Here is a 14586-nt window from a genome sequence, read left to right as displayed (position 1 = left end):
GATCGGTTGCTACCGCGACTTCAAGGGCGTGTACCACCTGGCCGACGACTACATCATTGTCTACACCGCCGGTCACGGTCACGAACGCACCGAAACCAAGATCATCGAGAAACTCGACTCCGACGAGGCGCGCGCGCACCTGGGCGACGAGTACGATCGCTTCCTCGAACAGCTGGAATTGGTGCAGGGCGCTTGCCATGAGTTCAACCAGCAGGAATTCCTCGACGGTCAACTGACCCCGGTGTTCTTCGGTACTGCATTGGGCAACTTTGGTGTCGACCACGTGCTCGATGCAGTGGTTGACTGGGCACCGCGTCCGCTGGCCCGGGTCGCCAACGAGCGTACTGTGGAGCCGGTGGAAGAGAAGTTCTCGGGCTTCATCTTCAAGATCCAGGCGAACATGGACCCGAAACACCGCGACCGCATCGCCTTCATGCGTATCTGCTCCGGCAAGTACGAGAAAGGTATGAAGATGCGCCATGTGCGTACCGGCAAGGACGTGCGCATCGGCGACGCCCTGACGTTCTTCTCCTCCGAGCGTGAACAGCTGGAAGAGGCGTACGCCGGCGACATCATCGGTCTGCATAACCACGGCACCATCCAGATCGGCGACACCTTCAGCGAAGGTGAAGTCCTCGGTTTCACCGGCATCCCGCACTTCGCCCCGGAACTGTTCCGTCGCGTGCGTTTGCGTGATCCGTTGAAGTCCAAGCAGTTGCGTCAGGGCCTGCAGCAGCTGGCTGAAGAGGGCGCGACTCAGGTGTTCTTCCCGGAGCGCAGTAACGACATCATTCTTGGCGCCGTCGGTGTGCTGCAGTTTGATGTGGTCGCCAGCCGTTTGAAGGAGGAGTACAAGGTTGAGTGCTCTTATGAGCCGATCACTGTTTACTCCGCGCGCTGGATTGAGTGCAGCGACAAGAAGAAGCTTGAGGAGTTTTCCAACAAGGCTGTGGAGAACCTGGCACTGGATGGCGGTGGGCACCTGACCTACCTGGCGCCGACGCGGGTTAACCTGGCGTTGATGGAAGAGCGGTGGCCGGATGTTAAATTCCGTGCGACGCGTGAGCATCATTAAGCGTTGAGCTGGTTTGTTCGAAAGCCCCTGAGGTGTAGGCCTTGGGGGCTTTTTTTTGGGGCTTTGGTCTTGGCGGCCTTTGGGCCGACCAGACTTTGGGTGGTTTTGGGTGTATATCCGTTTTTTCGGTAACGGCTACTTAGGGTTTCGCCCTTACGGCGACTCACTTTTTTGACAAACGCCTCAAAAAAGTAAGCAAAAAAACGCTTGCTCCTACGTTCGGCCCGCTCGCTGGGGCTCGGGGTTCCTTCGCTCCGGGATCGATCCGGGGGCAGCGCCTCCGGTTTGCTTCGCTGCACCTCCTCTCGCTGTGTTTGGCTGCGCCAAACGGTCGCTGCGCTCCCACCCCCGGATCAATCCCTCCACTCAGCCTTCCGACGTCGCCCGTGGATCAAGATCAAGAGCTTTCGGCGAGCTGACACTCGGCCATTTGAGTGGTGAAGAGCATGCGCTAGGCTTTTGCTTTCCTGTAGGAGCCAGCCTGCTGGCGATGGCGGCCTGACAGCCGACCAATCTCCAACAAACCCCACCCATTCCAACTGTGGGAGCTGGCCTGCCAGCGATGGCGGCCTCTGAGCCGACCAATCTCCAACAGCCCACACCCATTCCAATTGTGGGAGCTGGCTTGCCAGCGATGGCGGCCTGACAGCCGACCAATCTCCAACAGACCACACCCATTCCAACTGTGGGAGCTGGCCTGCCAGCGATGGCGGCCTCCGAGCCGACCAATCTCCAACAGCCCACACCCATTCCAACTGTGGGAGCTGGCTTGCCAGCGATGGCGGCCTCCGAGCCGACCAATCTCCAACAGACCACATCCATTCCAACTGTGGGAGCTGGCCTGCCAGCGATGGCGGCCTGGCAGCCGACCAATCTCCAACAGACCACACCCATTCCTACTGTGGGAGCGGGCTTGCTCGCGAAGGCGGTTTCACAGCCGACCACTCTCCAACTGACCGCACCCAATCCAACTGTGGGAGCTGGCCTGCCAGCGATGGCGGCCTGGCAGCCGACCAATCTCCAACAGACCACACCCAATCCCAATGTAGAAGCGGGCTTGCTCGCGAAGGCGGTTTCACAACCGACCATTTTCTAATCGAACTGAGCGACCGTAGGCTGCGATCTTCAGGACTCAAAAAAGCGAAGTCAAAAGACTGCAGCCTACGGCAGCTCCTGCTGGGACTGTAGGGCGAGTCCGTATTTTGAGTTCTCGATGTTCTTGAGCGCGACAACCGGCGTGCCGGGCGTTAGTGTTTCAGGTCCATGCCAGTCGTTTTGAGAGGTCAAGGGAATGACGCGCAACCTCGTCCATCTGCTGCGCCCCAATGGCTATTTCAGTCTGATGGCCTGGGTACTTGCGGCATTGCTGTTCATCAATCGTCTGAGCAGCATGGTCAAGCTGTTCATGGCGCTGTACCTGCGTCAGGAGTTGGGGCTGGCGATCGAGACGGTTGGCTGGCTGTTGTCGGCTTACGGCGCGGGGTTGTTGATCGGTTCGATGGTCGGTGGGCTGCTCAGTGACCATGTGCGGACGGCGCGGCTGACGGCAGCGTTGTTCTTCGTCTCCGTGTGGGTGTTGATCCTGCTGGGGCTGGTGACGCAGGTGCCACTGCTGGCCGGGTTGCTGTTGCTCAGCGGTACCCTCGACGGGGCGATTCGAACCCTGCATCAGCGGCTGATCATGGAGTATTGCGAGCCTGCGCAGCGTTCGCGCGCCCAGGCCTTGAGCCGGGTTGCAAGAAACCTTGGCATGGCGGCTGCCGGTATTGCCGGCGGCGTGTTGGCGCAGACGGATTTCCGTTGGGTGTTTTTTGTCAGTGCGGCGATGACGTTGCTCGCGCTGCTGTGGTTTGTCCGCACCACTTGGCGGCGGCCGGTGCTCAGGTCTGAAGAGGCTGCCGACACAGGCCCCGGTACAGGCGTGCCCTTTCGCGATACGGCGTTCCTCTGGTTACTCGGCGCGGCGGTATTGCTGGGGATGGCGTTCGACACGGTTTACAGCACGCTGGGCAATTATCTGCGTGACTACTACCACTTGAGCACTGAGGCCATCGGCTGGCAGTTCGGGCTTAACGCGATGCTGGTGGTGGCTTTGCAGATCCCTCTGACGCACTGGGGCGAGCGCTGGGGCTTGCGTCGACAACTGCTGGCGGGCTGTGTGTTGCTGGCGGTCGGGTTGGGGATGTTGCCGTTTGGCTCGGGGTTGTTTTATGTGTGTCTGTCGACGGTGATCTGGACATTGGGTGAAGCTTTTTTCATGCCGCCAATGAATGTGCTGGTCATGCGGCATGCGCAGGGTGGCAAAAGCGGCCAGTATTTTGGTCTGTTCTTCATGAGCTGGAGCGCCAGTGCGTTGCTGTCGCCGGTGCTGAGTGGTCAGCTGTATGGGCACTTCGGAGGGCACAGCGTATGGCTCGCGAGCGCGACATTGGCGTTGTTGACCGTGCCGCTGATCTGCCTTGCAACACGCTCATCGAGCCCGACCAAGGCGCAAGCAGCCGACCCGCGCGCCACCTCGCTTAGCTGATTCGGTTATAGCCGTTATTCACAAGTGATCTTCCCGACCGGGGCATTTCCGCTGGCTCGTTAGCGTCCTATCTGGTGAACCTCGCTGATCGGAACTAGATTTCATTCAGCGCCGGATCGGCACCCCAGGCTTCAACCACGAAAGGATGGAAATGGCTATGAGCATTTTTCAACGCGTTGTGCTGTTGCTTAAGGTTTTGGTGATGTTGACGCTTGGCACCACGGCGGCGTGGGCCAGTTCTGCCACGCCATCTCATGGTTTTAATGCAGCCCACGGACAGGCCGGTGTGGTCATGCTGGCCAAGTCCGAGTCAGAACCAGGCGATCAGGATCAGGGTGGCAGCAAGGATGATGACGACTCCACCACTGATGAGCCGGACACTGACGATGACGACGGCGACAGCCAGTCGTAAATCGCCGGCAAAAGAAAACCCCTTCTTCCCCGACTGATGCGCAATCGGGGGAGAAGGGGTTTGGTTAACCCTTCTGGTACAACTCAAATCCTTTGTGGGAGGGGGCTTGCTCCCGAAAGCGGTGGATCAGTCACCAGCATCATCGACTGTCACACCGCATTCGCGAGCAAGCCCGCTCCCACAATGTTGTCCGGCGTGATCAGGCGGCGCCGTCGAGGAACTGCTCGGCGTAGTGGCAAGCCACCTGCCGGTTGTCGAGCTGGCGCAGGGCCGGCTCTTCGCTGCTGCAACGCTCGGTGGCGTATGGGCAACGCTTGTGGAACGCGCAGCCCGATGGCGGGTTCAGCGGGTTGGGCAGTTCGCCGACGATCTTGATTTTCGGCTTGTCCGGATCCGGGTGGATCGTAGGCGTCGCCGACAACAAGGCCTGGGTGTACGGGTGCAGAGGACGGGTGTAGATGTCCTCTTTCGGGCCCATTTCCACTGGCCGGCCGAGGTACATCACCAACACCGAATCAGCGACGTGACGCACCACCGCCAGGTTGTGCGAGATGAACACGTAGGCGGTGTTGAATTCCTGCTGCAGGTCCATGAACAGGTTCAGCACCTGTGCCTGAATCGACACGTCCAGCGCCGAGGTCGGTTCGTCCGCCACCAGCACTTTCGGTTGCAGCATCATCGCCCGCGCCAGGGCGATCCGCTGACGCTGACCGCCGGAGAACATGTGCGGATAACGCTGGTAATGCTCAGGACGCAAGCCGACCTGCTTCATCATCGCCTGGACTTTCTCGCGACGTTCGGCGGCACTCAGGTTGGTGTTGATCAGCAGCGGCTCGGCCAGTTGATCACCGATTTTCTGCCGTGGGTTCAACGACGCGTACGGGCTCTGGAACACCATCTGCACGTCTTTGCGCAGTTGCTTGCGCTGGGCCTTGTCGGCGCCGGCGACTTCCTGGCCGGCGATTTTCAGCGAGCCGGACGACGGCTCTTCAATCAGGGTCAGGGCACGGGCGAGGGTGGATTTGCCGCAGCCCGACTCGCCAACCACGGCGAGGGTCTTGCCGGCTTCCAGTTCGAACGACACGCCATTGAGCGCGCGCACGGTCGCGTGGCCCTTGAACAGGCCACGGGAGACTTCGTAGTGACGGGTCAGGTCGCGGGCGGTAAGTACGACGGCCATTACGCCACCTCCTGGTTCAGCGGGAAGAAGCAGCGCGCGAGGCTGTTGCTTTTCGGATCAAGGGCCGGACGCTGCGCGCGGCAGCTGTCCTGCACGTACGGGCAGCGTGGCGACAGCAGGCAACCCTGCGGCCGGTCGTAACGCCCCGGAACGATACCCGGCAGGGTCGACAGGCGCGAGGCGCCGAGGCTGTGCTCGGGAATCGCCTTGAGCAGCGCTTCGCTGTACGGGTGCGCCGGGATGTCGAACAGTTGTGGCACCTGACCGACTTCAACCGCTTGGCCGGCGTACATCACACAGACGCGCTGGGCGGTTTCAGCCACGACCGCGAGGTCGTGAGTGATCAACACCAGACCCATGTTCTGTTCTTTCTGCAACGCCAGCAGCAGATCCATGATCTGTGCCTGAATCGTCACGTCCAGTGCCGTGGTCGGTTCGTCGGCGATCAGCAGTTTCGGCTCGCCGGCAATCGCCATGGCAATCGCCACCCGCTGGCTCATACCACCGGACAGTTGGTGCGGATAGGCGTCCATACGGCTGGCGGCGCCCGGGATTTCAACTTTTTCCAGCAGTTCGATGGCACGTTTGCGCGCTTGCTTGCCGGACATTTTCAGGTGCAGGCGCAGCACTTCTTCAATCTGGAAACCGACGGTGTAGCTCGGGTTGAGCGCGGTCATCGGGTCCTGGAACACCATCGCCAGGTCTTTGCCGACGATCTGCCGACGCTGGCGGTTGCTCAGCTTGAGCATGTTCTTGCCGTCGAAGCTCAGGGCGTCGGCAGTGACGATCCCCGGGTGCTCGATCAGGCCCATCAGCGCCATCATGGTCACGGACTTGCCCGAACCGGATTCGCCGACGATCGCCAGGACTTCGCCCTTGTCGACTTTCAGATCGAGGCCGTCGACCACCGGAACGGCGTTCTTGTCGCCGAAGCGAACATTGAGATTCTTGATTTCTAGCAGTGACATGGGAATCTCCTCAGGCGGCGTTCTTGAGTTTCGGGTCCAGCGCATCGCGCAGGCCGTCGCCCATCAAGTTGATTGCCAGCACGCTGAGCAAAATGGTCAAACCAGGCAGACTGACGACCCACCAGGCGCGTTCGATGTAGTCACGGGCCGAGGCCAGCATGGTGCCCCACTCAGGGGTTGGCGGTTGTACGCCAAGGCCGAGGAAGCCCAGTGCCGCAGCATCGAGAATCGCCGAGGAGAAGCTCAAGGTCGCTTGAACGATCAGCGGTGCCATGCAGTTGGGCAGCACGGTGATGAACATCAGGCGTGGCAGACCGGCACCGGCCAGGCGCGCGGCGGTCACGTAGTCGCGGTTCAGTTCGCCCATCACCGCAGCACGGGTCAGGCGCACGTAGGACGGCAGCGATACCACGGCAATGGCGATCACGGTGTTGATCAGGCCAGGGCCGAGGATGGCGACAATCGCCACAGCCAGCAGCAGCGACGGCAGGGCCAGCATGATGTCCATCAGACGCATGATGGTCGGGCCGATCATTTTCGGGAAAAAACCGGCGAACAGACCCAGCAGGATCCCCGGGATCAGCGACATCACCACCGACGACAGACCGATCAGCAGCGACAGGCGCGAACCCTGGATCAGGCGCGACAGCAGGTCGCGACCCAGTTCATCGGTACCGAGCAGGAACTGCATCTGCCCGCCTTCAAGCCACGCCGGTGGCGTCAGCAGGAAGTCACGGTATTGCTCGCTCGGGTTATGCGGGGCGACCCATGGCGCGAAGATCGCGCAGAAAATCACCAGCAGCATGAACAGCAGGCCGGCAACCGCACCCTTGTTCTTGGAGAAGGCTTGCCAGAATTCTTTGTACGGTGACGGGTACAGCAGGCTTTGATCCGCGTTCGGCGCGGAAGTGGCTACTGAGGATGTTGGAGTGCTCATGGTATGGACCTCAGCGCTGATGACGGATGCGTGGGTTGGCAAAGCCGTAGAGGATGTCCACTACGAAGTTGACCAGAATCACCAGGCAGGCGATTAACAGGATGCCGTTTTGCACAACCGGGTAGTCCCGGGCGCCGATGGCTTCGATCAGCCATTTACCGATGCCGGGCCAGGAGAAGATGGTTTCGGTCAGAACTGCACCGGCCAGCAGCGTGCCGACTTGCAGGCCGACCACGGTCAGTACCGGAATCAGTGCGTTGCGCAGGCCGTGCACGAACACCACGCGCGCCGGCGACAAGCCTTTGGCCCGGGCGGTACGGATGTAGTCTTCACGCAGCACTTCGAGCATCGACGAACGAGTCATCCGCGCGATCACCGCCAGCGGAATGGTGCCGAGCACGATGGCCGGCAGGATCAGGTGATGCAGCGCATCGAGAAACGCGCCCATGTCATCGGCCAGCAGCGTGTCGATCAGCATGAAACCGGTGCGTGGCTCGATGTCGTAGAGCAGGTCGATCCGCCCGGACACCGGGGTCCAGCCCAGGCTCACCGAAAAGAACATGATCAGGATCAGGCCCCACCAGAAGATCGGCATCGAATACCCCGCCAGGGAGATGCCCATCACCCCGTGGTCGAACAGGGATCCTCGCTTGAGTGCCGCGATCACCCCGGCCAGCAGGCCCAGGATGCCGGCGAACAGCAGGGCGGCCATGGACAGTTCCAGGGTCGCCGGGAAGAGGGAGGTGAACTCGGTCCATACGCTTTCACGCGTACGCAGGGATTCGCCGAGATCGCCGTGGGCCAGTTTGCCGATGTAGTCCAGGTACTGGGCATACAGCGGTTTGTTCAGACATAGGCGTTCCATTGCCTGAGCGTGCATTTCGGGGTCGACCCGACGTTCGCCCATCATCACTTCCACGGGGTCGCCAGGGATCATGCGAATCAACGCGAAAGTCAGCAGGGTGATGCCGAAAAACGTGGGGATCAACAACCCCAGTCGGCGGGCAATAAAACTAAACATCTTGTGTGGTACCTCATCAGCCGGTTAGGCGTGCCCGGCGACCCTGGGATCAGGGAGGCCGGGAGTTTCTTATCTACTTCACCTGGGTGGTGGCGAAGTTATTAGTGGTGAGAGGGCTGATGTGATAACCCTCTACGTTGTTGCGCATTGCGGTGAACATTCGGGTGTGGGCCATGCTGATCCACGGTTGGTCCTGATTAAACAACACCTGGGCCTGTTCGTAGAGCTTCGCGCGTTCGGCCGGATCTACTTTAGCCCGTGCTTCGTCCAGCAGCCCCTGGAATTTCTCGTTGCACCAGCGCGCGTAGTTTTCGCCGTTCTTGGCCGCTTCGCAACTGAGCATAGGCGTCAGGAAGTTATCCGGGTCGCCGTTGTCGCCCGCCCATCCGGCCGACACCATGTCGTGCTCGCCGGCCTTGGCGCGTTTGAGCATTTCGCCCCATTCCATGACGCGGATGTCGATCTTGATCCCGACTTTCGCCAGGTCAGCCTGCATCATCTGTGCGCCGAGCATCGGGTTCGGGTTGGTCGGGCCGCCGCCGTTACGGGTAAACAGGGTAAACACGGTGCCTTCCGGAACCCCGGCTTCCTTGAGCAGGGCGCGCGCCTTGTCCAGATCGCGTGGCGGGTTTTTCAGGTCGTGGTTGTAGCCCAGCAGCGTCGGCGGGTACGGGTTGACCGCGACCGAGGCGTTGCCCTTGCCGAACAGCGCGTTGACGTAGGCTTCCTTGTCGAAGGCGATGTCGATCGCTTTACGCACACGCACGTCGCTGATGTATTTGTGCTGGGTGTTCATGGCGATGTACGAAACGGTCATCGCGTCCATCTCGTCGACTTTCAGGTTGCTGTCTTTCTTGATGCTCGGGATGTCATCCGGTTTCGGATACAGCGCGATCTGGCACTCGTTGGCCTTGAGCTTTTGCAGACGCACGTTGTTGTCGGTGGCGATCGCCAGGATCAGCGCGTCGGCCGGTGCCTTGCCACGGAAGTAGTCCGGGTTGGCCTTGAAGCGCACCTGCGCATCCTTGGCGTAACGCTGGAAGATGAACGGGCCGGTGCCGACAGGCTTGTTGTTGAGGTCGCCGGTCTTGCCGGACTTGAGCAACTGGTCGGCGTATTCGGCCGGGTAGATCGAGGAGAACGCCATCGCGATGTCGGCCAGGAACGGCGCTTCGCGGCGGGTCAGGGTGAACTTGACCGTGTTGTCGTCGACTTTTTCTACGCTTTTGAGCAGTTCCTTGAAGCCCATGCTTTCAAAGTACGGGAAGCCCACGCTCGACAGTTTGTGCCACGGGTGATTCGGGTCCAGCTGACGCTGGAAGCTCCAGACCACGTCGTCGGCGTTCATGTCGCGGGTCGGCTTGAAGTATTCGGTGGTGTGAAACTTGACGCCTTTACGCAAGTGGAACGTGTATGTCAGGCCGTCTTCACTGATGTCCCAGGATTCGGCCAGTGCCGGAATCACTTCGGTGGTGCCGGGCTTGAAGTCGGCCAGACGGTTGAAAATGGTTTCGGCCACCGCATCGGCAGTGACTGCAGTTGTGTACTGGACCATATCGAAGCCTTCCGGGCTGGCTTCGGTGCAGACCACCAAGGGTTTGGCCGAGACGCCGATGGCGGCGCTCAACAACGCGGCAGCAACGGCCGCACGTAGGGGAAGCATTTTCATCGTTAACCCTCTGCAATCGGTTGAAGACAAAAAACCGAACGGCCGACTCATCATGAGTCAGCCGTCGGTTGGCGTTTTTTTACAGGATGTTGAATGGAACAGTGGTCACGAGACGGAACTCGTTGATGCTGCCGTCAGCCTGGTTTTCGCTGGCGCGGTGAGCGGTGTAGGTGCCACGAATGGTGGTCGCCTTGAGTGGGCCGCTCTGTACCGCGTAGGTGGCACCGATGCCGTATTCATAGTGGTGCTCGCCGTCCATGCCGCGTACGTCGTACGCAGTGCCGGTGTAATGAGTACCGTCGATGCCCCAGCCGCGCGCCTGGTAGATGTTGAATTTCAGGCCTGGCACGCCGTATTCGGCCATGTTCAGACCGTAGGCAACCTGGAAGGACTTCTCGTTCGGGCCGTTGAAGTCCGACAGCAGGGAGTTGGCCAGGTAGATGCCGTTGGTTTCGTGCAGGTAGTCGAAGTACTCGTTACCATTAATGGCCTGGTACGAGAAGGTCAGGCTGTGGGCCTGGTGCGTCAGGCCAAACGACAGGGAGTAGGTGTCGTTGTCGATTTCACCCATCTCTTTCTTGCCGGTATCGACGGTCTTGTAGTAGTTCAGGCCGGTGGTCAGGCTCACGACATTACTGTCACCCAGTTCGTGGGTGGCGCCGAAGTAGTACTGGTTCCAGAAGTCTTCAGCCTTGGAGGCGTACAGGCTGGTCTTCAGGCTTTGCAGCGGCTGATAGTTCAGGCCGACGATGCTGACGCGATCGGTCTCGGCGCCATTGGCGCTGTACTCGGTGCGGAACTTCGACAGGCTTTCTTCGGTACGCGGCGATACGCGGTCGAAGCTGCCGGCGTCGAACGACAGGTTGTTCAGTTCTTCGCTGTGCAGGCTGACACCTTCAAAGCTCGAAGGCAGCGCACGGTTGCCGATGGTGTCGACGATCGGCGTGCTGAAGTTCTGACGACCGGCGGTGAGCGTGGTGTTCGAGACGCGGAACTTGACGTTGGCCAGGCCCAGTTTGCTCCACTGGCCTTCAGCGTCGCCGCCTTCTTTGGTCAGCGTACGGTTGTTGCCCGCGCCTGGACGCGTACCCGGTGCGCCACCGTTGTTGGAGGCCAGGTCCTTGCGACTACGCTCCAGCGCTACAGCGTTGTAAGCGGCAATTTCAGTACTGACACCGACGGTACCCTCAGTGAAGCCGGAGCTGAAATTGACGATGGTGCCCTGCACCCAGTTGATACGACGATCGGTCGGGGTGGCGACGCCATCCTTGCGGTAAGTGAACTTGCCGCCGCGCTTGAGTTGCTCGTTGGCGTACCAGTTACGCGTGGTGCCCTTGATCGAACTGCCTTCGAGGAAACCCGTGGCGTCAGCCTGGGCACTCTTCTCGTTAACGGTCACCGGGGTGAACGCCTGGCTCTGCTCATCGGCATAAGCGGTGGCGGTGATGCTGCTTATGGCCAGGGCCAGTATCGCGGTGCTGCTCAGTTTCATGGGTGAAGCTCCTTTACTTTCTTTTTATGCCGGCTTTTTTGGGTTGGCCGGTTATTGGTTTAGAACTCATTCACACATCGCAAACGATTGCCAAAGGCCTGATTGGCGAATTTCGGCAAAGCGCTTGCGTGAGGGGGATAGACAGCCCCCTCAGCGTTGCGGCTAATCGGTTGGGTTAATCGATACTGACGCCCGAGAACACATTGCGACCGAAGGGGCTGACCTTGAAGCCTTCAACCCGGGCGCTTAACGGCTGGTTGACCGTCGAGTGGGCCACAGGCGTGATCGGCACTTGCTGCTTGAGCAACTGCTGCGCCTGTTTGTAGAGCGTGGTGCGCTGGTCGCGGTCGGTGACGACCTTGGCCTCTTTGATCAACTTGTCGTAAGCCGGGTCGCACCACATGGAATAGTTGTTGCCGCCAATCGCGTCGCAGCTGTACAGGGTGCCCAGCCAGTTGTCCGGGTCACCGTTGTCGCCGGTCCAGCCGATCAGGCTGATGTCATGCTCGCCATTCTTGGTGCGCTTGATGTACTCGCCCCATTCGTAGCTGACGATCTTCACTTTCAGACCGATCTTCGCCCAGTCAGCCTGGAGCATTTCGGCCATCAGTTTGGCGTTGGGGTTGTACGGGCGCTGCACCGGCATCGCCCACAGGGTGATTTCGGTGCCTTCCTTGACGCCGGCAGCCTTGAGCAGCTCGCGGGCTTTTTCCGGGTTGTAGGCGGCGTCCTTGATGGTCTCGTCGTAGGACCACTGAGTTGGCGGCATGGCGTTGACCGCCAGTTGTCCGGCGCCTTGATAAACGGCGTTGAGAATCCCCTGTTTATTCACCGCCATGTCCAGCGCCTGACGCACTTCGAGCTGGTCGAAGGGCTTGTGACGCACGTTGTAGGCGATGTAACCGAGGTTGAAGCCGGGCTTGGAAATCAGCTGCAGTTTCGGGTCGGCCTTCAGCGCTTCAACGTCGGCCGGGCGTGGGTGCAGGGTGATCTGGCATTCACCGGCCTTGAGCTTCTGCACGCGCACTGAAGCATCGGTGTTGATCGCGAAGATCAGGTTCTTCAGCTTGACCCGGCTCGGGTCCCAGTAGTGCTCGTTACCGGTGTAACGGATGTTCGAGTCTTTCTGGTAGCTCTTGAACACGAACGGCCCGGTGCCGATCGGCTTCTGGTTGATGTCGCTCGGTTTGCCTTCGGCCAGCAGCTTGTCGGCGTATTCGGCGGACAGGATGGCAGCGAAGCTCATGGCGATGTTCTGGATGAACGCGGCGTCGACGCTGTTGAGCGTGAATTCCACGGTCAGTGGCCCGGTCTTTTCGACCTTGGCGATGTTCTTGTTCAGGCTCATCCCGTTGAAGTACGGGAATTCGGTCGGATAAGCCTTACGGAATGGCTGCGCGGGATCGAGCATGCGGTTAAACGTGAACAGCACGTCGTCGGCGTTGAAGTCGCGGGTCGGTTTGAAGTACGGCGTTGTATGAAATTTCACACCCTCACGCAGGTGAAAGGTGTACTTGAGTCCATCCTCGGAAATATCCCACTTGGTTGCGAGGCCCGGTACGACGTTGGTCGCGCCTTTTTCGAATTCGACCAGACGGTTGTACAGCGGCTCGGCGGCGTCGTTATCGGTCGCCGTCGTGTATTGCGCGGTATCGAAACCCGCCGGGCTGCCTTCGGAGCAGAACACCAGGCTGTTGCTGGCGGCGTAGCTGACGGACGTGGCGGCCAACAGGCCGGCGCCCAGCAATGCGGAAAAAACCAAGGTATGGCGCATGACGCTCCCTCTTTTTGTAGTGTTGTTCAATGCACCGCGACCCCGTCCAGGGATGTTGTGGTTGCATTGAGCTCAATCCAGTACGTACGGCAAGCCGGTGGCCCACGCAGAAACTGGTCAGAACCCGACGGTAGGGGCCGTGGGTCTGGCAGTAAATGCGTAATTGCCTGAATACTCGTAGGAAAAGTCGATACATTCTCTGCCGCTGCAGACAATCATCCGCAGCGGAATTGGCTGTAGGCTAATTCCTGATTTCCCGGCAGCTAAAACAACGGCGACGTCATGAACGTCGCCGTTGCAATGGCTTAATTGCTGACGCTGACGCCGTAGAAGGAGTTCAAGCCGAATGGGCTGATCTTGAAGTCCTGCACGTTGGCGCGCATGGGTTGGTACACCGTCGAGTGAGCGATAGGTGTCATCGGGACTGCATCTTTGAGGACGTGTTGCGCCTGTTTGTACAGTTCGGTGCGCTTGGCCTGATCGGTAGTGCGCTTGGCTTCTTTCACGAGGCCGTCGAACTTCTTGTCACACCACTTGGAGAAGTTGTTGCCGCTGAGCGAGTCGCAGCCGAACAGCACGTTCAGCCAGTTGTCCGGGTCACCATTGTCACCGCTCCAGCCAATGATCATGGCCTGGTTCTCGCCACCTTTGGAACGCTTGATGTACTCGCCCCACTCGTAGCTGGTGATCTTCACGTTCAGGCCGATTTTCTTCCAGTCGGACTGGAGCATTTCAGCCATCAGCTTGGCGTTCGGGTTGTACGGACGCTGTACCGGCATCGCCCACAGAACGATCTCGGTACCTTCCTTGACGCCAGCTTCCTTGAGCAGTTGCTTGGCTTTTTCAGGATCGTACTTGGTGTCTTTGATGGTGGTGTCGTAGGACCACTGGGTCGGCGGCATGGCGTTGACGGCCAGCTGGCCCGCGCCCTGGTAAACCGAATCAATGATCTGCGGCTTGTTCACCGCCATGTCCAGCGCCTGACGCACGCGCAGGTCAGCCAGCGGGTTAGCCTCGTTGCTGCCCTTGACCTTGTCCATCACGTTGTAGGCGATGTAGCCCAGGTTGAAACCGGCCTGGTCAGGCATCTTCAGGGTCTTGTCGGCCTTGAGCGCCGCGAGATCTGCCGGACGCGGGAACAGGGTGACCTGGCACTCGTTCTTTTTCAGCTTCTGGATACGGACCGACGGGTCGGTGGTGATGGCGAAGATCAGGTTGTCGATCTTCACGTCTTCAGGCTTCCAGTAGTCCTTGTTGCCGGTGTAACGGATGTTCGAGTCTTTCTGGTAGCTCTTGAACACGAACGGGCCGGTGCCGATCGGCTTCTGGTTGATGTCGGCAGCCTTGCCTTCCTTGAGCAGCTGGGCAGCGTACTCGGCGGACTGGATCGAGGCGAAGCTCATGGCCATGTTCTGGATGAACGCGGCATCGACTTCTTTCAGGGTGAACTTGACGGTGTGGTCGTCGACTTTATCGATCTTGGTGATGTTGGTGTCCATCCCCATGTCGGTGAAGTACTGGAATTCGGTCG

At 59.8% G+C, this 14586-nt stretch carries 11 protein-coding genes; 3 read left to right on the top strand and 8 right to left on the bottom strand.

The window, feature by feature from the left end; genetic code table 11:
• The 3 genes from ACIOUG_RS19840 to ACIOUG_RS19830 all read left to right on the top strand — a co-directional run.
• Positions 1-1075: peptide chain release factor 3 (locus ACIOUG_RS19840; RefSeq protein ID WP_401067998.1), on the top strand; the 1075-nt coding region annotated here is incomplete at its 5' end.
• A gap of 1291 nt (positions 1076-2366) precedes the next feature.
• The gene (locus tag ACIOUG_RS19835) at positions 2367-3602 is read left to right on the top strand and encodes an MFS transporter (RefSeq protein WP_401067995.1); all 1236 of its coding nucleotides are present in this window, start codon (positions 2367-2369) and stop codon (positions 3600-3602) included.
• A gap of 157 nt (positions 3603-3759) precedes the next feature.
• A complete protein-coding gene (locus ACIOUG_RS19830; protein WP_401067992.1) occupies positions 3760-4014 on the top strand; it encodes a hypothetical protein in 255 nt (84 codons plus the stop codon).
• A 199-nt stretch (positions 4015-4213) separates the two neighbouring features.
• Here ACIOUG_RS19830 and ACIOUG_RS19825 read toward each other — a convergent pair whose 3' ends face one another.
• From ACIOUG_RS19825 to ACIOUG_RS19790, 8 genes are all read right to left on the bottom strand, one after another.
• A complete protein-coding gene (locus ACIOUG_RS19825) occupies positions 4214-5194 on the bottom strand; it encodes a peptide ABC transporter ATP-binding protein (RefSeq protein WP_401067990.1) in 981 nt (326 codons plus the stop codon).
• Entirely contained in the window at positions 5194-6162 is a 969-nt protein-coding gene (locus ACIOUG_RS19820) for an ABC transporter ATP-binding protein (RefSeq protein ID WP_226500659.1), read from the bottom strand. The genes ACIOUG_RS19825 and ACIOUG_RS19820 overlap by 1 nt, the downstream gene beginning before the upstream one ends.
• 10 nt (positions 6163-6172) lie before the next feature.
• Positions 6173-7099: an ABC transporter permease subunit gene (locus ACIOUG_RS19815; protein WP_007966702.1), complete on the bottom strand. Its 927-nt coding sequence runs from the start codon at positions 7097-7099 to the stop codon at positions 6173-6175.
• 10 nt (positions 7100-7109) lie between these two features.
• A complete protein-coding gene (locus ACIOUG_RS19810) occupies positions 7110-8120 on the bottom strand; it encodes an ABC transporter permease subunit (protein WP_401067987.1) in 1011 nt (336 codons plus the stop codon).
• Positions 8121-8193: 73 nt separating this feature from the next.
• A complete protein-coding gene (locus ACIOUG_RS19805; RefSeq protein WP_401067985.1) occupies positions 8194-9789 on the bottom strand; it encodes an ABC transporter substrate-binding protein in 1596 nt (531 codons plus the stop codon).
• Between the two features lie 79 nt (positions 9790-9868).
• Positions 9869-11281 (bottom strand): OprD family porin, encoded by a 1413-nt coding sequence (locus ACIOUG_RS19800; RefSeq protein ID WP_401067983.1) that lies wholly within the window; start codon positions 11279-11281, stop codon positions 9869-9871.
• Between the two features lie 175 nt (positions 11282-11456).
• Positions 11457-13055: an ABC transporter substrate-binding protein gene (locus ACIOUG_RS19795; protein ID WP_401067981.1), complete on the bottom strand. Its 1599-nt coding sequence runs from the start codon at positions 13053-13055 to the stop codon at positions 11457-11459.
• A 305-nt stretch (positions 13056-13360) separates the two neighbouring features.
• Positions 13361-14586 (bottom strand): ABC transporter substrate-binding protein (locus ACIOUG_RS19790; RefSeq protein WP_401067978.1); only part of this gene is annotated, 1226 nt, incomplete at its 5' end.

It is taken from the genome of Pseudomonas sp. NPDC087803 (assembly GCF_044742995.1).
Classification (GTDB): domain Bacteria; phylum Pseudomonadota; class Gammaproteobacteria; order Pseudomonadales; family Pseudomonadaceae; genus Aquipseudomonas.
The sequence above is the reverse complement of the archived record's forward strand: the minus strand, read 5'-3'. Positions and strand labels throughout refer to the sequence as shown.